The sequence below is a fragment of the Pseudomonas sp. B14(2022) genome (assembly GCF_012030485.1).
GTDB lineage: Bacteria > Pseudomonadota > Gammaproteobacteria > Pseudomonadales > Pseudomonadaceae > Aquipseudomonas.
Map to the genome: position 1 here is coordinate 1 of NZ_JAAUVM010000016.1, position 25,059 is coordinate 25,059.

At 64.3% G+C, this 25,059-nt stretch carries 25 protein-coding genes; 7 read left to right on the plus strand and 18 right to left on the minus strand.

Annotated elements, in window-relative coordinates:
- The coding region (locus HCF10_RS21145; RefSeq protein ID WP_167656331.1) for a helix-turn-helix domain-containing protein at window positions 1-374 on the minus strand (374 nt) is incomplete at its 3' end.
- Window positions 375-943: 569 nt separating this feature from the next.
- Here HCF10_RS21145 and HCF10_RS21150 point away from each other — a divergent pair.
- Window positions 944-1,795: a GNAT family N-acetyltransferase gene (locus tag HCF10_RS21150; RefSeq protein WP_167656332.1), complete on the plus strand. Its 852-nt coding sequence runs from the start codon at window positions 944-946 to the stop codon at window positions 1,793-1,795.
- 22 nt (window positions 1,796-1,817) lie between these two features.
- Window positions 1,818-2,531 (plus strand): cupin domain-containing protein, encoded by a 714-nt coding sequence (locus HCF10_RS21155; protein WP_167656333.1) that lies wholly within the window; start codon window positions 1,818-1,820, stop codon window positions 2,529-2,531.
- A 1-nt stretch (window position 2,532) separates the two neighbouring features.
- Here the strand turns inward: HCF10_RS21155 and HCF10_RS21160 are convergent, their stop codons facing one another.
- Complete coding sequence (locus HCF10_RS21160; protein WP_167656334.1) at window positions 2,533-3,417, minus strand: LysR family transcriptional regulator; 885 nt, start codon at window positions 3,415-3,417, stop codon at window positions 2,533-2,535.
- 95 nt (window positions 3,418-3,512) lie between these two features.
- Between HCF10_RS21160 and HCF10_RS21165 the strand changes: the two genes are divergently transcribed.
- The 4 genes from HCF10_RS21165 (at window position 3,513) to HCF10_RS21180 (ending at window position 7,822) form a co-directional block, all read left to right on the plus strand.
- A complete protein-coding gene (locus HCF10_RS21165) occupies window positions 3,513-4,649 on the plus strand; it encodes a DSD1 family PLP-dependent enzyme (protein WP_167656335.1) in 1,137 nt (378 codons plus the stop codon).
- Window positions 4,639-5,046: a RidA family protein gene (locus tag HCF10_RS21170; protein WP_167656336.1), complete on the plus strand. Its 408-nt coding sequence runs from the start codon at window positions 4,639-4,641 to the stop codon at window positions 5,044-5,046. Before HCF10_RS21165 ends, HCF10_RS21170 begins: the two co-directional genes overlap by 11 nt.
- Window positions 5,043-6,215 carry an NAD(P)/FAD-dependent oxidoreductase gene (locus HCF10_RS21175; RefSeq protein WP_167656337.1) on the plus strand — a complete coding sequence of 391 codons (1,173 nt, stop codon included), beginning with the start codon at window positions 5,043-5,045 and terminating at the stop codon, window positions 6,213-6,215. Before HCF10_RS21170 ends, HCF10_RS21175 begins: the two co-directional genes overlap by 4 nt.
- A gap of 143 nt (window positions 6,216-6,358) precedes the next feature.
- A complete protein-coding gene (locus HCF10_RS21180; RefSeq protein WP_167656338.1) occupies window positions 6,359-7,822 on the plus strand; it encodes an aldehyde dehydrogenase family protein in 1,464 nt (487 codons plus the stop codon).
- A 288-nt stretch (window positions 7,823-8,110) separates the two neighbouring features.
- On the opposite strand, the gene gspD is transcribed toward HCF10_RS21180, so the two are convergent.
- From gspD to HCF10_RS21240, 12 genes are all read right to left on the minus strand, one after another.
- Complete coding sequence (gene gspD, locus HCF10_RS21185; RefSeq protein ID WP_131698245.1) at window positions 8,111-10,333, minus strand: type II secretion system secretin GspD; 2,223 nt, start codon at window positions 10,331-10,333, stop codon at window positions 8,111-8,113.
- On the minus strand, window positions 10,330-10,854 hold the full coding sequence (locus HCF10_RS21190; protein WP_167656339.1) for a general secretion pathway protein GspN: 525 nt from the start codon (window positions 10,852-10,854) through the stop codon (window positions 10,330-10,332). The genes gspD and HCF10_RS21190 overlap by 4 nt, the downstream gene beginning before the upstream one ends.
- Window positions 10,851-11,462, minus strand: coding sequence for a type II secretion system protein GspM (gspM, locus tag HCF10_RS21195; protein WP_024076406.1), 612 nt, complete (start codon window positions 11,460-11,462; stop codon window positions 10,851-10,853). Before gspM ends, HCF10_RS21190 begins: the two co-directional genes overlap by 4 nt.
- A complete protein-coding gene (locus HCF10_RS21200; protein ID WP_167656340.1) occupies window positions 11,437-12,480 on the minus strand; it encodes a type II secretion system protein GspL in 1,044 nt (347 codons plus the stop codon). Before HCF10_RS21200 ends, gspM begins: the two co-directional genes overlap by 26 nt.
- On the minus strand, window positions 12,477-13,202 hold the full coding sequence (locus HCF10_RS21205) for a general secretion pathway protein GspK (RefSeq protein WP_167656341.1): 726 nt from the start codon (window positions 13,200-13,202) through the stop codon (window positions 12,477-12,479). Before HCF10_RS21205 ends, HCF10_RS21200 begins: the two co-directional genes overlap by 4 nt.
- Complete coding sequence (locus HCF10_RS21210; protein ID WP_167656342.1) at window positions 13,199-13,828, minus strand: prepilin-type N-terminal cleavage/methylation domain-containing protein; 630 nt, start codon at window positions 13,826-13,828, stop codon at window positions 13,199-13,201. Before HCF10_RS21210 ends, HCF10_RS21205 begins: the two co-directional genes overlap by 4 nt.
- Complete coding sequence (locus tag HCF10_RS21215) at window positions 13,825-14,193, minus strand: type II secretion system protein (protein ID WP_131698251.1); 369 nt, start codon at window positions 14,191-14,193, stop codon at window positions 13,825-13,827. Before HCF10_RS21215 ends, HCF10_RS21210 begins: the two co-directional genes overlap by 4 nt.
- Complete coding sequence (locus HCF10_RS21220) at window positions 14,190-14,621, minus strand: type II secretion system protein (protein ID WP_131698252.1); 432 nt, start codon at window positions 14,619-14,621, stop codon at window positions 14,190-14,192. The genes HCF10_RS21215 and HCF10_RS21220 overlap by 4 nt, the downstream gene beginning before the upstream one ends.
- Window positions 14,622-14,630: 9 nt before the next feature.
- Window positions 14,631-15,056: a type II secretion system major pseudopilin GspG gene (gene gspG, locus HCF10_RS21225; protein WP_024076412.1), complete on the minus strand. Its 426-nt coding sequence runs from the start codon at window positions 15,054-15,056 to the stop codon at window positions 14,631-14,633.
- A 20-nt stretch (window positions 15,057-15,076) separates the two neighbouring features.
- On the minus strand, window positions 15,077-16,279 hold the full coding sequence (gene gspF, locus HCF10_RS21230; RefSeq protein WP_145336251.1) for a type II secretion system inner membrane protein GspF: 1,203 nt from the start codon (window positions 16,277-16,279) through the stop codon (window positions 15,077-15,079).
- Window positions 16,276-18,006: a type II secretion system ATPase GspE gene (gspE, locus tag HCF10_RS21235; protein ID WP_167656343.1), complete on the minus strand. Its 1,731-nt coding sequence runs from the start codon at window positions 18,004-18,006 to the stop codon at window positions 16,276-16,278. Before gspE ends, gspF begins: the two co-directional genes overlap by 4 nt.
- A gap of 93 nt (window positions 18,007-18,099) precedes the next feature.
- Window positions 18,100-18,324, minus strand: a complete 225-nt coding sequence (locus HCF10_RS21240; protein ID WP_027607412.1) for a hypothetical protein — start codon at window positions 18,322-18,324, stop codon at window positions 18,100-18,102.
- A gap of 507 nt (window positions 18,325-18,831) precedes the next feature.
- Between HCF10_RS21240 and HCF10_RS21245 the strand changes: the two genes are divergently transcribed.
- Complete coding sequence (locus HCF10_RS21245; protein WP_167656344.1) at window positions 18,832-21,582, plus strand: beta-glucosidase; 2,751 nt, start codon at window positions 18,832-18,834, stop codon at window positions 21,580-21,582.
- Window positions 21,583-21,631: 49 nt separating this feature from the next.
- Here the strand turns inward: HCF10_RS21245 and HCF10_RS21250 are convergent, their stop codons facing one another.
- The 4 genes from HCF10_RS21250 to fecC all read right to left on the minus strand — a co-directional run bounded on the left by HCF10_RS21250 (window position 21,632) and on the right by fecC (window position 25,059).
- Window positions 21,632-22,246: a TetR/AcrR family transcriptional regulator gene (locus HCF10_RS21250; protein ID WP_131698256.1), complete on the minus strand. Its 615-nt coding sequence runs from the start codon at window positions 22,244-22,246 to the stop codon at window positions 21,632-21,634.
- Window positions 22,247-22,308: 62 nt separating this feature from the next.
- A complete protein-coding gene (gene fecE / locus HCF10_RS21255; RefSeq protein WP_131698257.1) occupies window positions 22,309-23,100 on the minus strand; it encodes a Fe(3+) dicitrate ABC transporter ATP-binding protein FecE in 792 nt (263 codons plus the stop codon).
- A 4-nt stretch (window positions 23,101-23,104) separates the two neighbouring features.
- On the minus strand, window positions 23,105-24,073 hold the full coding sequence (locus HCF10_RS21260; protein ID WP_131698258.1) for an iron chelate uptake ABC transporter family permease subunit: 969 nt from the start codon (window positions 24,071-24,073) through the stop codon (window positions 23,105-23,107).
- The gene (gene fecC / locus HCF10_RS21265) at window positions 24,070-25,059 is read right to left on the minus strand and encodes an iron-dicitrate ABC transporter permease FecC (RefSeq protein WP_167656345.1); all 990 of its coding nucleotides are present in this window, start codon (window positions 25,057-25,059) and stop codon (window positions 24,070-24,072) included. Before fecC ends, HCF10_RS21260 begins: the two co-directional genes overlap by 4 nt.

Here is a 25,059-nt window from a genome sequence, read left to right on the forward strand (position 1 = left end):
CGAGGCGTGATCAAGTCAGCGGCCTTAAGGATGTTGTAAATCGTCGTTTTCGACGGTGGATCCTGCCCCGGAAAACGTTTCATCAGATCGTTCTGGATCTTTTTAGGACCTGGAGTCGTTTCGCCAAACGAACGAAGTTCAATAATTGCCTGCCTCACAACAAGCGGCACCACATAAGTTTGGTTGTGCCGTCGGCGACTACGTTCGTCGAGCCCACTGGGTCCCTCCAGTTCATAGCGCTCGACCCATTTGTAGCCAGTCTTTCGGCTGATCTGGTAGTCCTGGCACAGCCGGCTAAAGCTGTGCTTTTCAGATAGATACTCAGCGATGAACATCACTTTGAGGTCCATAGGTTTCAGCTCTCTCCAGGGCATGGTCAGATCCTCGCGAAATCGACCCTGCCAGTTAAAAACTGTTACCTATGTGTGTGAACTGATTTGTAACCCATGTGGGTGAGTCATACCGGCGAAGGCCTTTTGCTTACTTTTGGGCCTTTCCAAAAGTGAGCCGCCGTAAGGGCGGAACCATAAGTGGCCGTTACCACAGGAACGGATATGTACTCACCCCCAAAAAAAAGCGATCGGCCCGAAGGCCGCCACGGAAGCAAGCTCCCTCGCCACAGACCGCTGAAAAAAAATGTGTAGATACTTATGCCCCGATGGCAGTGGGTCAGCTACAGATGTATCCACTGACACGGCCTCATCGGGAGCAAGCCCCCTCCCACATTTTTTACCGAGTACACCCGCCCTACTCCAGTTGGCTCCAACGCCAACCTCATGGCATTTGCTGCTGCCCCCCAACCCCAATTAAGTAGTAACTGTGGTCTCGCCCCACACACTACGAGGAATCTACCGAATATTCCCGCCCCCCTTGCCAGCCCCTGACCCAGGTGGGATACAAGCACCCTGACGCCACAAAAAACAACGCTCTACGGAGGCTTGCCATGTCCGCCCTGCCACACCCCGCTTACACCTACCGCCCCATGACCGTGGCCGACCTGCCGGCCGCCCACGCCTTGTCGGTGCAACTCAAATGGCCCCACCGCCAGGAAGACTGGGCAATGCTGCAACGGGTCAGCGACGGCTTCGTGGTCATGGATGGCGAGCGGCTGATCGGCAGCGCCTTCACCTGCCCCCAGGGCGACTACGCCACCATCGGCCTGGTGATCGTCAGCAATGACTACCAGGGCCAGGGCATCGGCCGGCGCTTGATGGAAAAGGCCCTCGCCGCTTGCGGCACGCGCACGCCGGTCCTCAACGCCACCCTCGCCGGCGCGCCGCTGTACACCAGCCAAGGGTTCGTCGAGTTCGGGCGGGTGCAGCAACATCAGGGCCAGGCGTTGGTGCCTGCCTTGCCGGCGCTGGCCGCTGGCGAAACCTGCCGTGCGCTTAACGCCGATGATCACGCCAGCCTGCTCGCGCTGGCCAAGGCCGCCAGCGGCCTGGACCGCCGTGAGGTCCTGCGTGACCTGCAGGTGGAGCACGCCGTGGGTATCGAGCGCGACGGCCGGCTACGCGGCTTCGCCCTGCTGCGGCCGTTTGGTCGGGGCCGCTGCATCGGCCCGGTGGTGGCGGAAAATATCGAGCAGGCCAAGTACCTGATCGCCACCTTGCTGGCCCAGGTGCCGGACACCTTTGTGCGCATCGATATTCCCGTCGCCTGCGGCCTCAGCGACTGGCTCGAACAGGCCGGCCTGAAGAACATCGACACCGTCGCGCAGATGGCCTTGGGCACTCCGCCCCAGGCCAGCCAAGGCGTCCACCCCTTTGCCCTGATCACCCAGGCGATCGGCTGACTTTCCTCCCGGAGCACTCCCCATGTCATCTCCCCGTATCCTGCTGTTGGCGCGTGCCGACGGCAGCCGCGTTGCCACGTCTTTCAACACCGGCGCACTCAGCGCACTGGACCCGTTCGGCGACAGCCGCCAAGTCGCCTGGATGGGCGACGATGGGGTGTCCGCCGGGCTTGTACCGTTCAGCGGCGAAACCGTGATCGAAGACTTCCCCCACAGCGAAACGCTGGTGGTGCATGCAGGCCATGTAGTGCTCAGCAGCGCAGAACAGACACTGGAACTGGGCGTCGGCAGCAGCGCCGTGATCGGCCGTGGCACACGCCTCACGGTACAGGCGAGCGCAGGCAGCGAATGGGCGTTCTGCGCGGTCGACCAGGCCGATTCCCCCCTCTGCCCCGGCCTGACCCTGCTCGCCCCGCACACCCTGCTCAACCCCTCCGCCGCGCCGGAACCCCAGATACTGATCGGCCCCACCCCGCAGTGCCGCGCATTCAACCTGTTCGACGATGCCGTGACCGAGCTGCGCGTCGGCATCTGGGACTCGACGCCCTACGCCCGCCACGGCCGCCCGCACAAACTGCATGAGTTGATGCACCTGCTCGAAGGCAGCGTCACCCTGCAGGACAACGAGGGTGGCGAAGTCACGGTAAAAACCGGGGACACGGTGTTCGTGGCCAAGGGCGCGCCATGCGCCTGGACCAGCACGGTGTACGTGCGCAAGGTCTACGCGGTGAAATAACTCAGGCCTTCAACGCCTCTTCCAGAAACGTCACCAACGCCTGTACACGCGGGCTGCGCAGTTTGCGCGACGGCACCAGCAGGAGGATCGGCGCGCTGTCGAAGCTCCAGTCCGCCAGCACGCGCACCAGGCTGCCGCTGGCTACGGCGTCACTCACATCCCACTGCGAACGCAGCACCAACCCCAAGCCTTGCTCGGCCCAACGCCGGGCAACGCTGCCATCGTTGCTCAACAACGCAGGCTCCACGCGCAGCGTCTTGCGGCCCTGGCCTTTGCGCAGGTGCCACAGGGTGACGTCTTCATCATTTTCGCGAATGCAAATGCAGCGATGAGACGCCAGCTCGTCCGGCGAAGTCGGCACGCCGTGCGCGTGCAGATAGGCCGGGCTGGCGCACAACCAGCGCTCGTTTGGCGTCAGTGGCCGCGCGGTCCACAGGCTGTCATTGAGCTGGCCGATGTGAATCACCGCATCGCTGTCATGGCGATCGGGCCAGGGCGTCTCGCGTAAATCCAGGTGCAGGCGCAGCTGCGGGTGCAGTTTGGCAAACCGCGCCAACAACGGTGCGATGCGCTGGCGACCATAGCCAAACGGCGCCGCCAACCTCAAGGTGCCCACCAGGGTTTCGTCCTGTTGCCGGAACGACTCCGGCAGCGCTTCCAACTGTTCCAGCAACAGCGCGCTTTCCCGCGAGAACCGCTCGCCATCCGCCGTCAGGCTAAGGCGCCGGGCGTCGCGATTGGCCAGGGTCAGCCCCAGCAGCGTCTCCAACTTGCGCAGGCGCATGGACAGCGCCGGCGGCGAGACATTCAGTGTTCGGGCGGCGGCGCTCAGCGATTCGGAGCGGGCCAGGGTGACGGCCAGTCGCAGGTCTTCGATGGAAATCATTCAATTTTACTTAATGATTGATGAACGTTGATTGAACCACACGTTAACAACGGCTGAGTAGAGTGCAGCCTGTACCCAGCCACGCGAGCTCCGCCATGTCCACGCCGATTGCTTCCCTCGACACGCCCGCCGCGCTCGTCGACATCCCACAGATGCAGCGCAATATCCAGCGTATGCAACAACGCATGAGCAGCCTGGGCGTGCGTTTGCGCCCGCATATCAAAACCAGCAAGTGCCTGCCGGTGATCCACGCCCAGATCGCCGCAGGGGCCAGCGGCGTGACGGTTTCCACCCTCAAGGAAGCCGAGCATTGTTTCGCTGCCGGTATCCGCGATGTGTTCTACGCCGTGGCCATCGCCCCGGGCAAACTGCCCCAGGCCCTGGCCCTGCGGCGCAAAGGCTGCAACCTGAGCCTGCTCACCGACAGCGTCCAAGGCGCCGAGGCCATGGTCGCTTTCGCAAAGCAGCATGACGAACGCTTCGACGTGTGGATCGAAATCGATTGCGACGGCCATCGCTCCGGCCTGGCCGCACAGGACCCTGTACTGATCGACGTCGCACGCCTCCTCAACGAGGGCGGCCTGCACCTGTGTGGCGTGATGACCCACGCCGGCTCGAGCTACGAGCTGGACAGCCTTGAACCCCTGCAAGCGCTGGCCGAACAGGAGCGTGCGCTCTGCGTCAGTGCCGCAGACACCCTCCGCGCAGCCGGGCTGGCGTGCCCCGAGGTCAGTATCGGCTCCACCCCCACGGCCCTCTCGGCGCTGAACCTGGACGGCGTCACCGAAGTACGCGCGGGTGTGTATGTGTTCTTCGACCTGGTCATGCGCAACATCGGCGTGTGCCAGGCCGATGAGTTGGCGCTGAGCGTACTGACCACCGTGATCGGTCATCAGCCGGACAAAGGCTGGATCATCACCGACGCCGGTTGGATGGCCATGAGTCGTGACCGTGGCACCCAGCGCCAGCGTCAGGACTTCGGTTATGGCCAAGTGTGCAGCGAAGCGGGCGACTGGATCGACGGCGCGCTGGTCACCGCTGCCAACCAGGAACATGGCATCGTCAGCCTGGGCGCTGCCCACAGTGACGCGCTTGTCACGCGCTTCCCCATCGGCAGTCGGCTGCGCATCCTGCCCAACCATGCCTGTGCCACCGGCGCGCAGTTCCCGGATTATCACGCGGTGGATGCCGATGGCAGCGTGCACACCTGGAGTCGCCTGCATGGCTGGTAATCGCATTCACTCGATTCATAGCCCCCACGCGGCACCGCCGGGCGGGCACTATTCCCAGGCGGTGGCGCACGGCGGCGTGCTGTATGTGTCGGGGCAACTGCCGGTACGCGCCAATGGCGAGCACAACGTCGGGCAACCGTTCGCCGTTCAAGCGTCGATCGCCCTGGATAACCTGGTGGCGATCCTTGGCGAAGCGGGCCTGAGCCCTCGTGACCTGCTCAAAGTGACGGTGTACGTCGTCGGCATAGAACACTGGCCCGCCTTTGATCAGATTTACGCGCGCTACCTCGGTGAACATAAACCGGCCCGCGCGGTGGTGCCCGTGCCGGTGTTGCACCATGGCTACCTGATCGAAATCGACGCCGTGGCCCGTACCGCACAGGAGCAGCCCGCATGACCTCGCAAAAAAGCGACGTGGTGATCATCGGCGGCGGCATCATGGGCGCATCGTCGGCGTTTTTCCTGCGCCGCCGCGGCTGTTCGGTCACGCTGCTGGAACGCGACCAGATCGGTCAGTACGCCAGCGGTGTGAACTTCGGCAATGTGCGCCGCCAGGGCCGCTACCTGGGGCAACTGGAGCTGGCCAATCGTTCGTGGGCGCTGTGGAAACGCCTGCCGGAGTTGATCGACGACGACCTGGAATTTATCCCCAGCGGCCACATGCGCGTGTGCTATCGCGAAGATGAAATCGCTGAACTGGAGGCCTACGCCGCCGCGCCGGAAGCTGCGCAACTGGACCTGAAAATCTATCGCGGAGCCGAGTTGCACCAGCGTTTTGGTTTCCTCGGCCCGGAGGTGAAAGGCGGCTCCTATGCGCCCCATGACGGCCACGCCAACCCCCGCCTGGCCGCGCCGGCATTCGCTCGCGCAGCTCGGCGCCTCGGTGCACGAATCGAGGAAAAGACCGAAGTCGCCGATGTGGAAAAGGTCAATGGCCTGTTCCACGTCACCACCACCGACGGGCAGTTGTTTGTCGCAGAGCAGCTGTTGATTACCGCCGGCGCCTGGGCCGCGCGCTTGTCCGAGCGCTTCGGCGAACCGGTACCACTGGAGCCCAACGGCCCACAGATGTCGGTCACGGAACCGGTGCCCTACGCCCTGCCCACCGTGATCGGCGTGTTCACCAAGATCAAGGAAGAGGTGATCTACTTCCGCCAGATCCCGCGCGGCAACATCATCATCGGTGGCGGCGCCCGCTGTACGCCGGACATGCTCAACCGACGCGCGTTTTTCAAGCCCGAGAGCCTGCTCAACCAGATGCGCCAGATGAAACGGCTGTTACCGGGCGCCGAGAAGCTGAACATCATCCGCGTGTGGAGCGGCATCGAAAGCTACACACCCGACTCCCTGCCGGTGATGGGACCCAGCGGCAGCGTGGACGGACTGTTTTATGCCTTCGGTTTCTGCGGCCACGGCTTCCAGCTCGGCCCTGGCGTGGGGGATGTGATGGCCGAACTGATCAGTACCGGCAGCACCAGCACGTTGATCAGCCCGTTCGATATCCGACGGTTTACCCAACCTTCGACGGTGCCGGCAAATGCCCCCACCACAGGAAAACTGATATGAGCCACGCCTGCCCGCCAGATTCAGCAGATTATCCCTTGCAGCGCTGAATAACGGCATCTTTGCGCGGGAGGCTTTTGCTAGCGTATCCAGACACCGGGCCGTGCCGTTCGCAGCGCCTATTACCGCTCCAGGGAGCCAGTTGGATGACCACCCACTCTTCAAATAGCTACAGCGTTGATCCGCAAACGGCTCACCAGTTTTACATCAACGGTGGTTGGACGTCCCCGGCGATCCCGGCAACGCTGCCGGTGGTCAACCCGGCCACTGAAGCCGTGGTTGCCCAGGTGGCGCGCGGGACTGCCGAGGATGTCGACCGGGCCGTCGCGGCAGCACGCGGGGCGTTTGCCGGTTGGTCTGCGACCCCGGCTGAAGCGCGAGCGCAGGTGCTGGGGAAAATCCACGAACTGATCCTTGAACGCAAGGAGCAACTGGCGCAGGCGCTGTCCCTGGAAATGGGCGCGGCCATCGGCTTCGCTCGCGCGATGCAGGTACCGCTGGCGGCCGAACACGTTCGGGTCGCGCGTGACCTGCTGTCCAGCTATCGCTTCCAGACCGTGGAAGGCGGTACCGCAATCGAGCGCGAGCCCGTCGGCGTGTGCGGACTGATCACGCCGTGGAACTGGCCGCTGTATCAAATCACCGCGAAAGTCGCCCCGGCCATCGCTGCCGGCTGCACCGTGGTGTTGAAACCGAGCGAACTGTCGCCATTGAGCGCCCTGCTGTTTGCCCAACTGGTGCATGACGCCGGCCTGCCGCCTGGGGTGTTCAACCTGGTGAACGGCAGCGGTGCCGAAGTCGGCGCGGCCATGGCGGCCCATGCGGATATCGACATGATTTCCATCACCGGCTCCAACCGCGCAGGCGCGTTGGTTGCCCAGGCAGCCGCGCCGACGGTCAAGCGGGTCACCCAGGAACTGGGGGGCAAGTCGCCGAATGTGCTGCTGCCCGACGCGGACTTCGCCAAGGCTGTGCCGCTGGGCGTGATGTCGGCGTTTCGCAACGTCGGCCAGTCGTGCAGCGCGCCGACCCGTATGATCGTGCCAAGAAGCCGCCTGGCCGAAGTCGAAGCCCTGGCAGCGGCCACCGCGAATGCACTGATCGTCGGCGACCCGCAGTCGGAAGAAACGCAGTTGGGCCCGATTGCCAACGAAGCCCAGTTCCATCGCGTCCAGGCCATGATCCAGGCCGGCCTCGACGAGGGCGCCAAACTGCTGTGCGGCGGGCTGGGACGGGCGGCGGGTTTTGACAAGGGTTTCTATACACGACCGACGGTTTTCTCCGAAGTGGACAACGCCATGCGCATTGCCCAGGAGGAAATATTTGGGCCGGTGCTGTGCATCATTGCCTATGAGACGGTGGATGAAGCCGTCGCCATCGCCAACGATACGGTCTACGGACTGGGCGCCCACGTTCAGGGGCAGGACCTTGATCTTGCGCGGGCGGTGGCCTCGCGTATACGGGCGGGCCAGGTGCACCTGAACCATCCGGCGTGGAATCCGATGGCGCCGTTTGGGGGCTACAAACGCTCAGGGAATGGCCGGGAGTATGGGGTGCAGGGGTTCGAGGAGTATCTGGAAACCAAGGCGATTATTGGGTTTGGTGAATGAGTGATGGGCCTGTGGCGAGCGGGCTTGTCGAATCGTCACACCGCCCGCGCGGGGCTGCGCAGCAGCCCCAAAACCAGGCACAGAGGAGTGCCTGATACACCGCATTCGTCTTCATCAGGGGCGCCCCGTTAAACCACGCTGGCCGGAATTCGATAGTGATTTTGGGGGGTAAACCGGCAGGGATGCCGGTTTAGCCGCCGTTACCGAAGCAACGGATATGTACTCGATCTGATCCAACATCCTGGTCGGCTGTCAGGCCGCCATCGGGGGCAAGCCCCCGCCCACATTTCAGTTAGCCGGCTTCAACAACTGCATCTGCTGGCGATAGTCATCCGTCACCTGCCGCGCCTGGCTGCTGCTGGTAATCACCCTCGGGGTAATCAGCACAATCAATTCCGTGCGGTCCTTGGACTTGCTGGTATTGCCAAACAACCAGCGCAACCCCGGAATTTTCCCAAGGTAAGGCACCGCACTGACGCTCTCCGCGTTGTCCTGCTTGATCAACCCGCCCAGTAACACCGTTTGCCCACTCTGCACCGCGACCTGGGTGGATACCGAGCGCGTGGAGATACGCGGGTTGGCCTGGGTGTCGTTGCTGGACGCCTGCTGGTCCTGGGCATCGCTGACCTGCTGCTGAATGTCCATGTACACCAAGCCACCCGGATTGATGCGTGGCACCACGTCGAGGATCACCCCGGTCTGCACGTATTCAACACTGCTCAACGTGGTGTCGGAGGTGCCCGTGTTAACCGTGGTCTGGCTGATCGGGATGTTGTCGCCCACCTGGATCTGCGCCGGTTGGTTGTTCATCACCACCAGCGACGGCGCCGACAGCACCTGGGTGCGGCCGTTGGTTTCCAGAGCGTGCAGGGCCACTTGCAGGTTGGAGCTGACGAAGGAGTAGAACAACGAATCCGTCGCGCCCAACCCTGCCCCGCCGCCGCCCAACGCGCCTTGGCTGCCGGCGGTGTTACCCACGGTGGTGCTGGTGGAATTGCCCGCCAGGCGACCGAGGTACCACTGCACGCCAAGGTCCAATTCGCCGGTGAGCTTGACCTCGAGGATGCGCGTTTCGATCTGCACTTGCAGCGGTGGGTTGTCGAGGCGTTTGATCGCCGATTCGATCTCTTTCCACTGCACCGGGCGGGTGCGGACCAGCAGTTGGTTACTGCTTTTTTGCGCGGTGATGCGGGTGCCGGCGTCGAGGCTTTTGGCCGGGGCGTCTTCGCTCGCACCCTGCTCAGCGGTGTCCTGCTCGGCGTCGGGCTCCTGCTCCTCGTCCTCAGCAGCGGGTGGGTTGCCATTGAGGTTGTTGCTCAGGCCACCCGGCGTGCTGCCGGAGGTGCTGTTGGTGCCCGGCGAGGACAGGGTCGCGGTGCGCAAACCGGGGGCGACCTTGGCCGGGGTGTCGTCCTTGATCGCGCCCGTGCCGTAGATCTGGCGCAGGTACTTGGCGAGGTCGGTGGCCTTCATGTTGCGCACGTCGTAGACGTACATCTGCGGCTCGTTGCCGCCGCCTTCGTCGATGGTGTGGATCCAGTCGCCGACTTCGCTGAGGTACTGCGGCTGCGACGAGATCGCCACCACCGAGTTGGTCCGCTCGATGGGCAAGAAGCGCACCATGCCCGCCAGGGGCATGCCGCTGTCGGGGCCGAACATTTTTTGCAGTTCGGGCATCAGCTCGGCCACCGACGCGCGCTGCAGGCCGAACACGCCCACCGACATGCCCTTGAGCCAGTCCACGTCGAAGGTGTCGATGGTGTCCTGGTAATTGGCCAGTTCTTCGGGGGTGCCGGCCAGGCTCAGCACATTGCGCGCCGGGTCCACCAGCAGGAAGGCGTTCTCGCGGGCGAACGGCTTGAGCAGTTTCTGCATCTCGGTGGCCGAGATATAACGCAACGGAAACAGGCGTGCCGACAAACCGCTGGACGGCTGTGACACGCGCATCTCCGGCACCAGCTTGCCCGCCACGGCCTGGTTGGCCGGCAGGATCACATACCGGTTGCCCTGTTTGATCATCGCGTTATCGGTCCACGACAACAGGGTCTCCAGAATCGACAAGGCCTGTTGCTTGTTCACCGGCTTGGACGTGGAAAAGCTGACATTGCCCTTCACGCCCTGGGCGATGCTGTAGTTCTCGTGCAGCAGGTCGCCCATGACGCTGTTGATCACTGCTTCGATCGGTTGGTCGGCGAAGTTGAACACGATGTCGCCGCTGCCCTCCTCCTTGGCGGCCGAGACCGCTGCCGGTTGGCGCACGAACTGCTGATTGCCGCGTATCAACTGGCGCTGGGGCGGGGTCTTCGCCTGGGGTTGGCCGCTGTCGACCGGTGCCTGTTCGCTGGCCGGGTCCACGGGTGGGCGTTGCGAACCGGTGCCCTGCATCGCCTCATGCAGCAGGGCCTCGTCCGGGTCGAGATGCTCGGGAAATGTGCCGCAGCCACCGAGGGAAACGGCGGTGGCCAGGCACAACGCAGTGGTGCGCAAGGCGCCAGGGAAGGTATCGATCAAGGGGTGGACTCGTGAGGAAGGGTAATCGGGGGTGTGGTGGACGGCGGCGGCAAACGCAGGGCCCGCAGGCTCAGGGTTTGAGTACGGCCGTCGAGTACAAAGCGGGCATCGCGGGGCGTCAGGTGTTCCAGGCGCCAGCCGTTGGGCAGGGTCTGGCCCTGGTGGACTTTGAGCGGTGGGCCATCGGCACGCTTGAGCAGCGCCACACGCAGGTCGCCGTCGAGGACGATCCCGGTCAGCACCAGGCTCGACAGGCTGGAGACGGCGGCTTGGCCCACCGCACGGTCGGGGCTGCGGTCGGGGCTGAACAGCGGCGCTTGCCAGGTGCCGGCCAGGCTTTCGAGGGTCGCGCTCGGCGCCACCAGCACCTTGGCAGCGGTGTTGGCGCGCGCATCGGGGTCCGGCGCCGGCAACCACTGCGGCGCATCGCCGATGCTGCTGAGGATGCCGACCATCAGCAGGCCCAACAGCCCGGCCACACCGAGCAACAGCCATTCCAGGGGACGCAATGCATTGATCATCGTTGCACCTGCCGGGCGGCGGCCGGTTGCAGGTAACCGCGCACCAACAAGTGCACCACCAGTTGCCCGGCGCCGCCGCTGGCGGGGGCGTTCGGTGGGCGGCGGATGCTCATCTCATCGACGAACAGAAACGGCCGCTGGTACTCCAGCTCATGCAGGATCGCGGTCAAGGGTTCGATGGCGCAATTGAGGGTCAGGCTGACCTTGACCTGGCGATAGGGCTCGGCGTCGTCCTGCTCAGGGGTGATGGGCATGCGCTGGGTCAGGCTGCAACCGCCACCGAGGCCCGCGCGGCTGTTGATCAGGTCGGCGATGCGTTGCATCAGGTCCGCCGCCACCGCACTCGGGTCGTCGCCGGGCAACAGGCTGGTGCTGCTGGCCGGGTCCTGCCGCGCTTGCTCCAGTTGCTGGCGCAGGCTGTCGCCCTGGCGCAACACACCGGCGTAGCGTTGCTGCTGTTCACGCAGCTGCTCGGCTTGCTCGCCCATGGAGCGCAACGGGCCGGCGAACCAGCTGTCGATCAACAGCCAGTAACCAGCGCCGAGCACCAGGGCCAGGGCGATCAGGGCCGCGCCACGGCGTTCACGGGGTGTCAGTGGTCGGCGCATCAGCGGCCTCCTGGTGCAGGTGGGCGCGCAAGGAAAATTGATCCTTGCCGGTTTGCGCATCGGGTTGGATCACCCCTTCGAACTGGGCGTTTTCCAGGCTGTGGCAGCCCTTGATCCGGGTGATCAAGGCGCTGGCCTTGGCGCTCTGCCCAGAGAAGGACACGTCGGCGCCGTCATTGACTTCCAACTGGTCGAGCCAGGTGTCCGAGGGCAGGCACGCGGTCAGCTCGTTGAGCAGCGCCGCCAACGGCGGTTGGGCAGCCTTGCGGCGAATCAGGTACTGGGCGGCGCCACGGGTATTGAGCAGTTGCTGGCGCAGGGCCTGGATCTCGGCGACCTGGGCTCTCTGCTCGCGCACGCTGTGCTGCATGGCATCGAGCACGCGCTGGCGGTCGTTGAGCCACAGCAGCATCGCCGCAATCAGCAAGGCGCCGCACAACCACGGCAGGCTGCGTTGCAGGCCCTTGCCCTGGGGACGCTGGCGGGGACGCAACGGCGCAGGCAGCAAGTCGATGCCCATGGGTTTGCCTGCGCTATCGGCGACATCCACGGCATGGGGCTGCAAGCCGAGGGCCGCGCAGTCATTGAGGATCTGGTCGAGGCGCTCACGCAGGATCGCCACCAGCGTGACGTACAGGTGCGTGGGGGTGCGGCGCTCCTGGCGCGCGACAAAGTACAGCTGGGCGGCGTCGAACGGCGTGAAGCGGTCCAGTTCATAGCCGACCACCGTCGACAGGTTGCGCGCCGCCGCCGGGGGCAATTGCAGGGTTTGCACCAGCACTGTTTCAGGCGGCAGCACCAGCACCTGACGCGCTTCGCCAGGCAGCTTTTCGACCGGCGCGGTCAGCGGCCAGGCGTAGACATGCTCGGGAATATCGGCAAACGACAACCACGCCGGCAGGCAGCCACGCAGCTCCTTGAGCCACAGGCGCCAGCCCAGTTGCAGCAGGCTGCCGCGCCAGCGCTGGATGATGGGCTGCGCCAGCGCCTGAAACCGTGCGGTTAACTGTTCGTTCATTCTTGCCAACGTAGGACTCGATAAGGTTGTGCGCTGCCTTGCGCGGGGCTCAATAACACGGTGGCTTGCACCTGGGCGTGGTAACCGCCGGGGCGTTGGGCACGGCTGCTGACCACCAGCACGTCGCCGGGATCGGCACCCACCGCGCTCTGGTGCGGCAGGTTCAGTGCGCGGCGCATCAAGGCACTGGCGAATGCCGGATCGGGCCGGTCCAGGCCGCTCCACAGGCTGATCTCGGGCACCAGCTCGCTGTACAGCGCCTGGGTCATGCCCGGCAGTTGGCGCACCTCTTCCACCACCCGAAACGGCGCCAGGCCCTGGTTACGCCGCACCTCCAGGGCTCTGGCGAGTTGGTTGGCCTGGGCCTGGGTCGCACCGCAGGCCAGGGCCAGGCGGGCAAAATCACCCACCTCGGCGCTGTTCAAATACAACTTGCCGCGCTCGCTGTGCAGGCTGACGTGCAGCTGCGCATCGTCGAACACCAGCGGAATTTCACGCCCATCGGCAATCCACTGCTTGCGCTGCAACGGGTCCGCCACGGCCTGCATCACCAACGCCACCCCGGCCTCGGCCGCCAGCACCGCCTGGGTATGCTGGCGGTGCCAGGCGGCCTGGCGGGTTTCCAGTTGCACCCAGCCGGCCAAGCCGCCGAGCAACAGGCTGAGCAAGGCCAGCACCCACAGCACCAGCAGCAGGGCCACACCGCGTTGATGCCGGATCATTCGGGCGCCCCGCCGGACAGGTTCAGGCGCAAGGCAACCACCTGGGTTACCCACGGCACCGGGCCATTCACCCGTGCGTCGATCCGCACCGTGTAAGGCAGGCGCTTGGTCCACGGCCACGTACTGATCCAGCCGGTGGCCTGGCCCTTGGGCGACACGCCGCGATAGCTGAATTGCAGGTCCTCGACATCCTTCAACAACACCTGCGGCTCACTGCGCGCCGCCGGAACACTCACCTGTGCCTCAGACTCAAACCGCGCGAACGCCACCTGCAAGTCGCGCTGCGATTCGGGACCCACCAACTCCAAGGTGAAGCGCTGGATACCGCCGCCGAGCACACCCGGCAAGGTCGCGACAAACTGCATACGCTGCGGCCCACCGGCAAAAAAGCCATCGGTCTGGCTGTCGTCCTCGGTCACATCCAGCGGTAACGCCTCGCTGATGGCCGTGCGCAAAAACTGCTGCGCGGCACGCATTTCATCCAGGCTGACCGTGTAGCGCTGGGCCTTGAGCACGGCGCGATTGGCCCCCAGCAAGGCGCCGCCGACCAGGGTCAGCAACACCCCGAGCAGGCTCAGTACGATCATGATCTCAAGCAAGGTAAAGCCCTGCTGACGCGCCTTCACAAGCCGGCCCCGACGCCGGCAGCGCGCAGTTTCAAGGTGCTGAAACTGGCCTGGCGCGGGCCTTCGCTGACGGTCAGGTCCAGGCGAAACAGATGCGCCTGGCCGACGCGGCTGGGCTGCTGGGCGATGCGCAGTTGCCAGGCGATACCGTCCAACTCGCCCTGGCGTGTGCCGCTGGCCAACGGGCCCATGCCTTCCTGATCCATCACACTCAAGGCGGCATGGGTCAGGCGGTCGCTGTGGGATACCTGCAACAACGAGCGTGCGCTCTGGCCGAAGGCGACCAGCAGCACCGTGCTACAGATCGCCATCAGCGTCAGCGCGGCGAGCATTTCCAGCAGGGTAAAACCCGCCTGGCGCTTCATGGCAAGGCCTTGGACTGCACGCTGCCGGTCAGCCAGCCAATGTCGATACGCCAACGCCGACTGCCGTTGGCCAGCAACACGTGGCCGCCGGTGGAGCTGCCATCGGGGTAGAAATCCACCGCAGCGCCGGCTTGCTCGGCGGTGTGCAGGGTCACTTGCAGCCCGGCCGGCCAATACTTTTTCGGACGGCCCGGCGCCTGCACGCTGAGGTTGCGCAAATCGAACACGGTGCTTTCGGTGGTGCCGCTGACAATCGCCCGCGCCCGGGTGCTGCGCAATGCCTCGACCACCTGCCCGACGGCCTGGCGCTCTTTGGCGGCGCGCAAGCCTTGTTGCAGGCCAAACCCTACCAACCCGGCCGCGATGCTGATCAAGACGATCACCACCAGCATTTCCATCAAGGTAAAGCCGCGTTGGGCGTTGGCCATGGTCGTGGGTTATTCCCAGTTGCCCAGGTCGGCGCTGTAGCCTTCGCCGCCGGGCTGGCCGTCCTGGCCGTAGAAAATCAGGTCGAACGCACCGTGCTCACCGGGGAAGCGATAACCGAAGGCATGGCCGAACGGGTCCTTGAGGTCCGACGGTTTGGCATACGGCCCGGCCCAACCGGCGCTGTTGCCCGGCTTGTCGACCAGTTGCTGCAGGGTCTTGGGCGGCGAGCCGACGTCCAGGCCGTAGCTTTCAATCTTCATGCTCAGGCTGGCCAGCTGGGCCTTGCCCGCGCCGTATTTGCCCTTGTCCACATTGCCGCCGACCTGGCGTACCACGATGGTCGCGACGATGCCCAGCAGCACGATCACGGCGAGCATTTCCAGCAAGGTAAAACCGCCCTGGCGGCGGGCGGGCTTGAATCGGGTATGGCGCATCAGCGTGTTTCCTTAAGGGTTCATATATTGCTGGTCAGGCTCATCAGCGGCAGCATGATCGCCAGCATGATCACCGCCACCAGCACCGCCATGACCACGGTCAGGGACGGCACCAGCGCGGCGAGCAGGCGGTCGATGCCGCGTTTGGCTTCGACGTCGAACACCTCGGCGACCTTGAGCAGCATGCTGTCGAGTTCGCCGGCCTGTTCGCCGACTTCAATCATTTGCAACGCCAGATCAGGCAGCAGCGGCTCGCTGCCGAAGGCGCTGGCCAGGGTGCCGCCGCCCTTGACCGACTCGGCGGCCTGGGCGACCTGGGCTTGCAGGGCGCGGTTGGTGCAGACCTGGCGGGCAATCACCAGCGCTTGCAGCAGCGCCACACCGTTGCTCAGCAGCGTGCCGAGGGTGCGGGCCAAACGGGCGGCTTCGACCCGTTGCAGCAACGGGCCGATGATGCGGATGCCCAGCACGCGGCGGTCATAGCGTTCGCGGCGCTGGGGATCGCGCAACCGCGCGGCCAGGGTCCATGCGCCGACAATCAACCCGGCCAGCACCGCCAGGCCGTAGGCCCCGAGGAATTGGCCGAGGCCCAGGATCACCTCGGTGATCAGCGGAATCGGCACGCCCAGGTCCTTGAAGATCGGCACGAACTGCGGCACCACGTAGGCCAGCAGCAAGGCCAGCGAACCGAGCACGCCGACCACCAGGAACGCCGGGTAGATCAGCGCGTTGATCACTTCGCCCCTGAGCAACTGGCTGCGCTCCAGGTAGTCGCTGAGCTGGCGCAGGGTGTCTTCGAGGGCGCCGCCCGCCTCGCCGGCGCGGACCATGCTCAAGTACAGCGGCGAGAACTGGCCGCCCTCCGCCTCCAGCGCCTTGGATAACGGCTGGCCGGCCTTGACCTGTTCGCGTATGCGCTCGATCAACGCACGGGTCTGCGGCTGGCCGGGCTGCTTGAGCAGGATGCCCAAGGAACGCTCCAGCGGCTGGCCAGCCCCCAATAGCGTGGCCAACTGTTGAGTGAAGCTGACCAGCGCCGCGCCGTTCAACTGGCCCCGGCCAAAGGCCTTGCGCAGGCCCTGGGCACCCGCCACTTCGATCTGCAACAGCAACAAGCCGCGCTTGTGCAGCGCGGCGACGGCGGCGTCCTGGTCCTTGGCTTCGAGGGTGCCGTTTTGCGCCTGGCCCTGGCTGTCGAGGGCGCGGTATTTGAACAGGCTCATGCGCCCTCTCCCCGGGTGACGCGCAGCACTTCTTCAAGTGACGTGACACCGGCCACGGCCTGGCGCAGGCCTTCTTCATGCAAAGTGCGCAGGCCGCCACGGCGGGCGGCCTGTTCGAGGGTGGCGGCGTCGGCCTGGCGCATCAACAAGCTGCGTAGTTCGTCGTTCATCACCAGCAGTTCGGTGATCGCACTGCGGCCGTGGTAGCCACCGCCCGGCGCATCGGCGCGGGGGCGATAAAGCATGATCGGGCGCTGCTCGGTAAACCGGTCGAGGCCGTGTTCGGCAATCAACTCCGCAGGGGCTTCGAAGGCTTCGCGGGTGGCCGGGTCCAGACGCCGCACCAGGCGCTGGGCGAGGATGCCGTTGACTGTCGAGGCAATCAGGTAGCTTTCGACGCCCATGTCCAGCAAGCGCGTGATACTGGCCGCCGCGCTGTTGGTGTGCAGGGTGGAGAGCACCAGGTGGCCGGTGAGGGACGACTGGATCGCGATGCGGCAGGTTTCCAGGTCGCGGATTTCACCGATCATGATCACGTCCGGGTCCTGGCGCACGATGGAGCGCAGCGCGCCGGCGAAGTCCAGGCCGATGGCCGGTTTGACCTGGATCTGGTTGATGCCCTCAAGCTGGTATTCCACCGGGTCTTCCACGGTGATGATCTTGCGCTCGGCGGTATTGAGCCGCGACAGCGCGGTGTACAGGGTGGTGGTCTTACCCGAACCGGTAGGCCCGGTCACCAGCAGGATGCCGTGGGGCCGTTCGAGCACTTCGAGGAAGGTTTCCAGGCGCTGGCCATCAAAGCCCAGGCTCTGGAAATCGAACTGCACGGTCTGGCGGTCGAGCAAACGCATGACCACCGATTCGCCAAAACTGGTGGGCACGGTAGACACCCGCAAGTCCAGCTCCTTGCCCTGGATGCGCAGCATAATGCGCCCGTCCTGGGGCAGGCGCCGCTCGGCGATGTCCAGGCGCGCCATGATCTTCACCCGCGAAATCACTGCCGCCGAAGAACTGGACGGTGGGGCTTCGGCTTCGTGCAGCACGCCGTCGATGCGGTAGCGCACCTTGAGCTGGTTTTCGAAGGGTTCGATATGAATGTCCGAGGCGCGATTCTCGACTGCTCGCTGCAGGATCAGGTTGACCAGGCGAATTACCGGCGCTTCGGAGGCCATGTCCTTGAGGTGTTCGATGTCTTCGAGGGCGCCGCCCTGCTCGTCGAGGTTTTCGATCAGGGTGCCCATGGCCGAACGGCCCTGGCCGTAGTAACGCTCGATCAGGGTTTCGACTTCGTTGCGCGGCCCTACCGCCAGCCACACCGGCACGCCGCAGGCATAGGCCATGGCCTGGAACGGGTAGACCAGCGACGGGTTGGCCGCCAGCACCCGCAGGCCGCCCCGGCTCCAGCCCACGGGCACCACTTGATAGTGGCGCATGAAACGCTCGGTCAATACCGGCAATGGGTCCAGCAGCGGCGGCGCAGCATCGGCCAACAGCAGCGGTGCGCCGAGCAGGTCGGCCCAGGCACGGGCCAGTTCCACTTCGGAAACCAGCCCCAGGCGCGTGAGCAGACCCAGTAATTCGGTGTCACCGCCCTCCTGGGACAGGCGCCGGGCACGCTCCAGGTCAACGGTTTTCAACCCAGCGTGTTGCATCAGCCACGCGCAGACCTGTTCGGTGTGCGGGATGTGCAGTTGGCAGGCATCGATGGGCGTTGAAGGGCTGGGCATGGGTAAAAATCTGAGGGGCGATGCTCTAAAGGGCTATGGGAAACTCTTGTGGGAGGGGGCAAGCCCCGTCCCACAGGGGAGCGCATTTCCCCGTTAGTTCGAGGTCTTCGGCGCGGCCTGGCTGCTGCTCAGCGGCCGCCCACCCTTGGTGGTTTCAGCCTTCTGCTTTTTAACCGCCTTGGCATCGTGAGCCTGGGTCAACACCGTGGAATCGGCAGCCCCGGATTTCGCATCGGCGTCGGTGGACTCCGCCGCCATCGCCGCGCCACTTAGCGCAACGCCCAGTACAACACCGGCACCCAACAGGGAAATCTTCATCAACTTTCTCCAGATCAAAAACAGCAGATAGCCCAAGTGGCGCCTTGAACTCGATCAAGACCCTACACCAAAGCGTTGTGTATGACAGCTTGTGTAAACATGGCACTTTAGAACTATCGAGCAATGCCACTGGTTGGCCATGACTCGACAAATTTTCTTAAACCAATCGACTGGTAGGTTTAGCCTTAGTTCCTGAACGTAAGAAATTATTTCTTATTTCACGCAAAAATTAGCTTTTGTTTGACTTCCAAGCGCAAGAATTGCCTTAATTATGCGGTTTTCGCGGTTCAAAATGCTATATCGTGATATCGCTTAGACACTACCCACAACAATAACTAATACAATTTTTACACTAATAAAACTGCGAAATTCGCCAAATAGTTGCAATTAGCCATCGGTTAAAAATTGCGATCACGGGCAACTATTGCCCAGAAAAAAGTGACGAGGTGCGGTTCAACTCGCACTTCTCGGCGCGCCATGTTTACTGAACTGTTGTCGGAGAGACCCATGAATAAACGCAAAATGATCGGTGCACAGTCGGCATTCGCCCTGCTGGCACTGGCCGTGTCCCAGGTGCATGCGGCCACCAGTCCTGCCCTGGATGAAGGTCGGGTAAGCCGCGCGGAAAAAGCTGCGGACAAGACCCTGGCGAAGATGACCATGGAAGAAAAACTCGCCTACATCGGCGGCACCGGGGGCTGGGACGTCAAGCCACTGACCCAGTACGGAATCCCGCAGATTCACGGCGCCGATGGCGGTGTGGGCGTGCGCTACACCAGTGAAGGCAACGCGCAGGGCGTGGTTTACCCGTCGGGGCCGAACCTGGCCGCCAGCTGGAACCCGCGTCGCGCCATCGACCTGGGCCGTGCCCTGGGCTACGACACCGCCAGCGGTGGTTATCAGTTCGTCACCGGGCCAGGGGTGAACCTGTACCGCATGCCATACAGCGGCCGGGCGTTCGAGTACCTGTCCGGTGAAGACCCGTTCCTCGGCGCCAGCCTGGGGCCGGCGGTGATCAACGGCATTCAGTCCCGTGGCGTGTGGGCCAACGCCAAGCATTTCGCCGCCAACGACCAGGAAAGCAACCGCTTCCACCTCGATGAAATCATCAGCGAGCGCGTGCTGCGCGAGATGACCCTGCCGCCGTTCGAGTCCGCCTCGAAGAACAGCAAGGTCGCGATGATGATGTGTGCGTTCCAGAAGGTGAACGGCGAGTTCGCGTGCCAGAACAAGCACCTGATGCGTGACATCCTCAAGACCGAATGGGGCTACCCAGGCTTCGTGCAGAGCGACTACAACGCGGTGGTCGACGGCTTGCCGGCGGCACAGGCGGGTACCGACCTGGACATGATGGGCTACCAGATGAACAGCACCATCCTCAAGCCGTACCTGGACAGCGGCGAGCTGAGCAGCGCGACCATCGATGACAAGGTGCGCCGCATCCTCAAGCAGATCTACCTGTACAAGTTCGACAGCAAGGCGCCGCTGACCAGCCACAACATGAACAGCGCCACCAGCAACCGCGTGGCCCTGAACGCCGCGCGCGAAGGCATCGTGCTGCTGAAAAACCAGAACAGCCTGCTGCCGCTGGACGCCAAGAAGGTCAAGCGCATCGCCGTGGTCGGCACCCTGGCCAAGTACGCGCCGCCTACCGGTTTTGGCAGCGCCAACGTCATGGCCGCCAACTACATCAGTGAGCTGAGCGGCTTGCAGCAACTGGCGCCTGGCGCCAAGGTCGAGTTCATCGACGGGCTGTCCCTGGACCCGGCCACCTCGACCTGGACCCATGCCGACAGCAATGGCAACAGCGTCAAAGGCTTGAAGACCGAGTTCTTCAGCAACACCAACTGGTCCGGCGACCCGGCCGCCAGCCGCACCGACACCCATGTCGACCTGGACTGGTCCACCGACAGCCTGCCGGTGAACGGCGATACCGCCGCCACTTCGATCCGCTACAGCGGCCAGATCACCCCGACGGTCAGCGGCGAGCAGGTGTTCAAGGTGCGTGCCGACGGCGCCGTGCGCCTCTACGTCAACGGCAAGAAAGTCCTCGACAACGGCGACGGCAAGCCGCTGCCGAACAACAGCATTCCGCCGACCATCCCGGTGTTTGCCAAGGTCAACCTGGAAGCCGGTAAACCGGTCGACATCAAGCTGGAATATTCACGCCGCAACGGCTACCTCTCGACCATGGGCGGCCTGGTCGGCGTGCAGATGAGCTGGGCCTCGCTGGTGGCACCGCAGGACCTGGCCAAGTACGACGCGGTACTGGTCGCGGCCGGTAACAGCAATGAATACGAAGGTGAAGGCTTCGACCACAGCTTCGACCTGCCCGAGTACCAGAACCTGCTGATCCAGAGCATCGCCAAGGTCAACCCGAATACCGTGGTTACCCTGCACGGCGGCACCGGCCTGAAGATGAGCGACTGGATCGACCAGGTACCGGCCGCGCTGCATGCGTTCTACCCTGGGCAGAACGGCGGCCAGGCCTTGGCGGAGATCCTGCTGGGCAAGGTCAACCCGTCGGCCAAGCTGCCGATCAGCATCGAGCGCAACATCGAAGACAACCCGATCTACGCGACCTTCCCCAAGTTCGACAACCAGGAAACCCTGGCAGAGATGAGCTACAAGGACGACCTGTTCCTGGGCTATCGCGGCTACGAGAAAAAGGGCATCAAGCCGCTCTACCCGTTCGGCTACGGCTTGTCGTACACCACCTTCGGCTACAGCAACATCAGCGTGACCCCTGGGGTAGCGGTGGCTGGTGCGCCGATCAAGGTGTCGTTCGACCTGGCCAACACCGGCAAGGTCGCGGGCGCTGAAGTGGCCGAGTTGTACGTGGGCCAGAACAACCCGAAAGTCGAACGTGCGATCAAGGAACTCAAGGGCTACAAGAAGGTGTTCCTCAAGCCGGGCGAGAGCAAGCGCGTGACCATCGAGCTCAACGATCGCTCGCTGGCCTACTACGACGTGGCGAGCAAGCAATGGGTCGTGGATGCCGACAGTTTCAACCTGTCGGTGGGCGCGTCGTCCCAGGATATTCGCCTGAACGCCAAGCTGGTCAACCCGTTCCGCCAGGAACTGTCGACCACCACGAGCAACCCGCTGCCGCGCTCGGCGCTCAACTCGACGCTGCGTGAATCGACGGTGAAGACCGGCGGTGTGCTGCATCAAAATGAAGGGGATAGCGGCACCAGCGACGGTGATGGCTATGACATGAGCGATGACAGCAGCCAGGGCAGTGCCACCGGCAACTGATCCTTGTGGGAGGGGGTTTGCTCCCTCCCACATGTTGACTGTGTTCGACTCAGGTTCTGATGGCTGCCTCGACCCGTGCGATGTAGCTGTCAAACCGCGCCACCAGGTCCACCTGCTCCGGAAAGCGCAGCCACTGGATCTGCAGGCCGTCCATCATGGCCAGGATTTCTTCCACCAGCCCGGCGATGTCCACATCGCTGCGCACCTCCCCCGCTGCGACCAGGTCGGCAAACTGCCCCTGCAAGCGCCGCTGGATCCCCGCATAACGCTCCTGGAACCACGCCCACGCCGGTTGGGTGTCGAGCAGACTTTCGGCATTCAAAATGGTAAACGCCCGCACCACCCCCGGTGCGGTGGCGTTCGAACGGTTGATCGCACGCAGGCTGCCGAGCAACCCGGTCAGGGACTTTTCGGCGCGCACTTCATCGGCGATTCGTTGATTGACCTCATCGCGACGTTGCAGCACGCCCATCAATAATGAAATTTTGCTGGGAAAGTGATGCAGCACACCGGCCACGGAAATACCGACGATGGCCGCCACCTTTGCCACTGAAGCGCCGCTGTAGCCCTCCAGGGAAAATACCTGCAAGGCCGCGTCCAGCAGCTCTTCGCGGCGTTTTTCACCTTTGGGGGCGCGGCGGGTCTTGGGGGTGGGCTCGGTCATGGGGACATCCTTGTGGGCAGGCTTGCACCGTATCCAAATTGCCCCTGGGCCGCAAATAAAGCTCAGGCTTGAGGTCGGGTACTTTTCTCGACCAGGCACATGGGGGTGCCGGCCACCGGCTCCCGCATGATCTGCACCTGCACCTCAAACACCTGGCGCATCAACTCCGCACTGATCACCTCCCCCGCCGCGCCATCGGCCACCAGCTTGCCAGCGTGCATCACCGCCAGGTGGTCGGCGTAGCGGCAGGCCTGGTTGATGTCGTGGAGCACGGTGATCACGGTCTTGCCTTCGGCGGCCAGTTCGCCCATCAGGTCGAGCAGTTCGACCTGGTGGCTGATGTCGAGGTAGGTGGTGGGTTCGTCGAGCAATACCACAGGTGCGTTTTGCGCCAGGACCATCGCCAGCCAAGCGCGTTGGCGTTGGCCGCCGGACAGGTCCGCCAGGGCGCGGTCGGCCAGGTTGTCGAGTTCAAGGCGTTGCATGGCTTGGGTCACATGGGCCTGGTCATTGCCGCTCAGGCGTCCCCACAGCGAGTTGTGCGGGCTGCGGCCATAGGCGACCAACTGGCGCACGCTGACGCCTTCGGGCACCGGCAGCACTTGGGGCAGGAATGCAATGTGTCGGGCCAGTTGGCGGGCGGACAGGCTGGCGTAGGGCTGGCCGTCCAGGCTCAGCTCGCCTTGCGTGGGCTTGAGGATGCGCGCAAACGCCTTGAGCAAGGTGGACTTGCCGCAGCCATTGGGGCCGATCAACGCGGTGACCTTGCCCGCCGGTGGCGTGAACGACAACCCCTGCACGATGGGGGTGGCGCCGTAGCCGATATCCAGCGCGCGTGCTTGAAGAATACTCATGTGATCAGCCCTTGAACCGTGCCAGCAACCAAAGAAAGTACGGTGCGCCAATCACCGCTGTAAGTACCCCGGCGGGGATTTCGCTGGGCGCGATCAGCGTGCGCCCGAGGGTGTCGGCCAGCACCAGCAACAGCGCGCCGATCAACATCGACGCCGGCAGCAAAAATGGATGATGCCCACCGACCAGGCGCCGTGCCATATGCGGTGCGACCAGGCCGATAAAGCCGATCGGCCCGATCACGCCCACGCCGAGGCTGGTGAGCAGCACTGCGCAGGCCATCGCCAGCCAGCGCGTGCGGTTCAGTGCGGTGCCCAGGCTGTGGGCCGCCTCATCACCGAGGGCGATCAGGTTCAACGGCTTGGCCAGGCACAACCCCAGCGGGATCAGCACCAGGAACGGCAACACCAGCGCCACATGGTGCCAGTTGCGGCTCCACAGGCTGCCGGTGAGCGCGAGCAAGGCGGTGTTGATGTCCAGCGGGTGGGACAGGATCAGAAACTCGGTAACGCTGGACAAGGTCACCGCAATCGCGACCCCGGACAACGCAAAACGCACGCCGGAAAAACTCACGCCGGTGTTGTACAGCGCCAACAGCAACGCACCACCGGCGCCGCCCAGGCAGGCCACCAGGGGCAGCCAGGCAATCGGCAAATGCGGCCAACTGATGATTGCCACCGTCAGCGCGAGCCCCGCACCTTGGGTGACACCGAGGATCTCCGGCGAGGCAAGCGGGTTGCGAATCACGCCCTGCACAATCGCCCCGGCCAGGCCGAATGCGCAGCCGGCGAGGATCGCGATCAGGCTGCGTGGCAGGCGGTGGTTCCAGACTTCAAAGTCGAGGGCGTCATGGGCCAGCAGGCGCTCCAGCACCGTTTCGGGCGTGAGCCACAAGGTGCCGGCACTGAGGCTGACGAACGTCGCCAGCAGCAACAAACCGAGCAGCAGCCAGAGGCGCAATCGTGGCTGGGTCATAGGGCACGCCTGGCGAGAAAGAGGAAGAACGGGGCACCAATCAATGCAGTGACCACCCCGGCCGGGGTTTCCACCGGGAACGCCACGGCGCGGCTGAGCAGGTCGGCGCCCAGCACGATCACCGCACCCAGGGCGGCACTCAGCGGGATCAGCCAGCGGTAGTCGTTACCAAGGAACTGGCGAAGGATATTCGGCGCGATCAACCCGACAAAACCGATCGGCCCGACCGCGCAGACACTCGCCCCCACCAACAACAGGCTGGCGACGAACACCTGCAAGCGCAGGCTGGCGATGCCCACGCCCAACGAGCGCGCGGCGTCTTCGCCGAGGTTGATCAGGTTCAGGCGTGGCGCGCACCACAACGCCCACACGCCGCCGATCAAGGTGCACGGCCAGAGCAATTGCACCTGCGTCGCACCGACGTTGGCCAGGGAACCGGCCAGCCAATTGAGCACGCTTTGCGCCTGGGCTTCGACCAGGATCACCGTGAGCCGGGTCAAGGCAGCACACAACGCGGCGACGGCCACCCCGGCCAACACCAGCCGACCTTGGGCCGTGGTCGGCGACCAGGCACCGCCGAGGCTGAACACCGTGACCCAGGCCAGCGCGCCGCCCAGGCAGGTCATCAGCAAGGCACCGCCGGCAAACGGCGGCGCGACCAACCCCGTGGAAAACAACGCAAGCCCCAACGCCGCGCCCGCCGTCACGCCGAACAGCGACGGCGATGCCAGACGGTTGCGGGTGATGCCCTGCATCAGTGCCCCGGCCAAGCCCAGGCAGGCGCCCACCAATGCCGCGCACACCGCACGCGGCACGCGCAACTGGGCGACGATATAGGCCATATTGCCGCCCACGCTGCCCTGATGCATCAGGCCATTCCAGGCGTCGGCCGCCGTGAGGGTGAACGGCGACCAGCTGTACAACGACAGCCAGAACAACACGGCGCCCAGCACTACGATGCCGACTGCGGCCAAACCACGGCCCAT

Coding starts and splice junctions, on each gene's coding strand:
- HCF10_RS21150 (WP_167656332.1), top strand. CDS start 944: ATGTCCGCCCTGCCACACCCCGCTTACACCTACCGCCCCATGACCGTG.
- HCF10_RS21155 (WP_167656333.1), top strand. CDS start 1,818: ATGTCATCTCCCCGTATCCTGCTGTTGGCGCGTGCCGACGGCAGCCGC.
- HCF10_RS21160 (WP_167656334.1), bottom strand. CDS start 3,417: ATGATTTCCATCGAAGACCTGCGACTGGCCGTCACCCTGGCCCGCTCC.
- HCF10_RS21165 (WP_167656335.1), top strand. CDS start 3,513: ATGTCCACGCCGATTGCTTCCCTCGACACGCCCGCCGCGCTCGTCGAC.
- HCF10_RS21170 (WP_167656336.1), top strand. CDS start 4,639: ATGGCTGGTAATCGCATTCACTCGATTCATAGCCCCCACGCGGCACCG.
- HCF10_RS21175 (WP_167656337.1), top strand. CDS start 5,043: ATGACCTCGCAAAAAAGCGACGTGGTGATCATCGGCGGCGGCATCATG.
- HCF10_RS21180 (WP_167656338.1), top strand. CDS start 6,359: ATGACCACCCACTCTTCAAATAGCTACAGCGTTGATCCGCAAACGGCT.
- HCF10_RS21190 (WP_167656339.1), bottom strand. CDS start 10,854: ATGATCAATGCATTGCGTCCCCTGGAATGGCTGTTGCTCGGTGTGGCC.
- gspM (WP_024076406.1), bottom strand. CDS start 11,462: ATGCGCCGACCACTGACACCCCGTGAACGCCGTGGCGCGGCCCTGATC.
- HCF10_RS21200 (WP_167656340.1), bottom strand. CDS start 12,480: ATGAACGAACAGTTAACCGCACGGTTTCAGGCGCTGGCGCAGCCCATC.
- HCF10_RS21205 (WP_167656341.1), bottom strand. CDS start 13,202: ATGATCCGGCATCAACGCGGTGTGGCCCTGCTGCTGGTGCTGTGGGTG.
- HCF10_RS21215 (WP_131698251.1), bottom strand. CDS start 14,193: ATGAAGCGCCAGGCGGGTTTTACCCTGCTGGAAATGCTCGCCGCGCTG.
- HCF10_RS21220 (WP_131698252.1), bottom strand. CDS start 14,621: ATGGCCAACGCCCAACGCGGCTTTACCTTGATGGAAATGCTGGTGGTG.
- gspG (WP_024076412.1), bottom strand. CDS start 15,056: ATGCGCCATACCCGATTCAAGCCCGCCCGCCGCCAGGGCGGTTTTACC.
- gspF (WP_145336251.1), bottom strand. CDS start 16,279: ATGAGCCTGTTCAAATACCGCGCCCTCGACAGCCAGGGCCAGGCGCAA.
- gspE (WP_167656343.1), bottom strand. CDS start 18,006: ATGCCCAGCCCTTCAACGCCCATCGATGCCTGCCAACTGCACATCCCG.
- HCF10_RS21240 (WP_027607412.1), bottom strand. CDS start 18,324: ATGAAGATTTCCCTGTTGGGTGCCGGTGTTGTACTGGGCGTTGCGCTA.
- HCF10_RS21245 (WP_167656344.1), top strand. CDS start 18,832: ATGAATAAACGCAAAATGATCGGTGCACAGTCGGCATTCGCCCTGCTG.
- HCF10_RS21250 (WP_131698256.1), bottom strand. CDS start 22,246: ATGACCGAGCCCACCCCCAAGACCCGCCGCGCCCCCAAAGGTGAAAAA.
- fecE (WP_131698257.1), bottom strand. CDS start 23,100: ATGAGTATTCTTCAAGCACGCGCGCTGGATATCGGCTACGGCGCCACC.
- HCF10_RS21260 (WP_131698258.1), bottom strand. CDS start 24,073: ATGACCCAGCCACGATTGCGCCTCTGGCTGCTGCTCGGTTTGTTGCTG.
- fecC (WP_167656345.1), bottom strand. CDS start 25,059: ATGGGCCGTGGTTTGGCCGCAGTCGGCATCGTAGTGCTGGGCGCCGTG.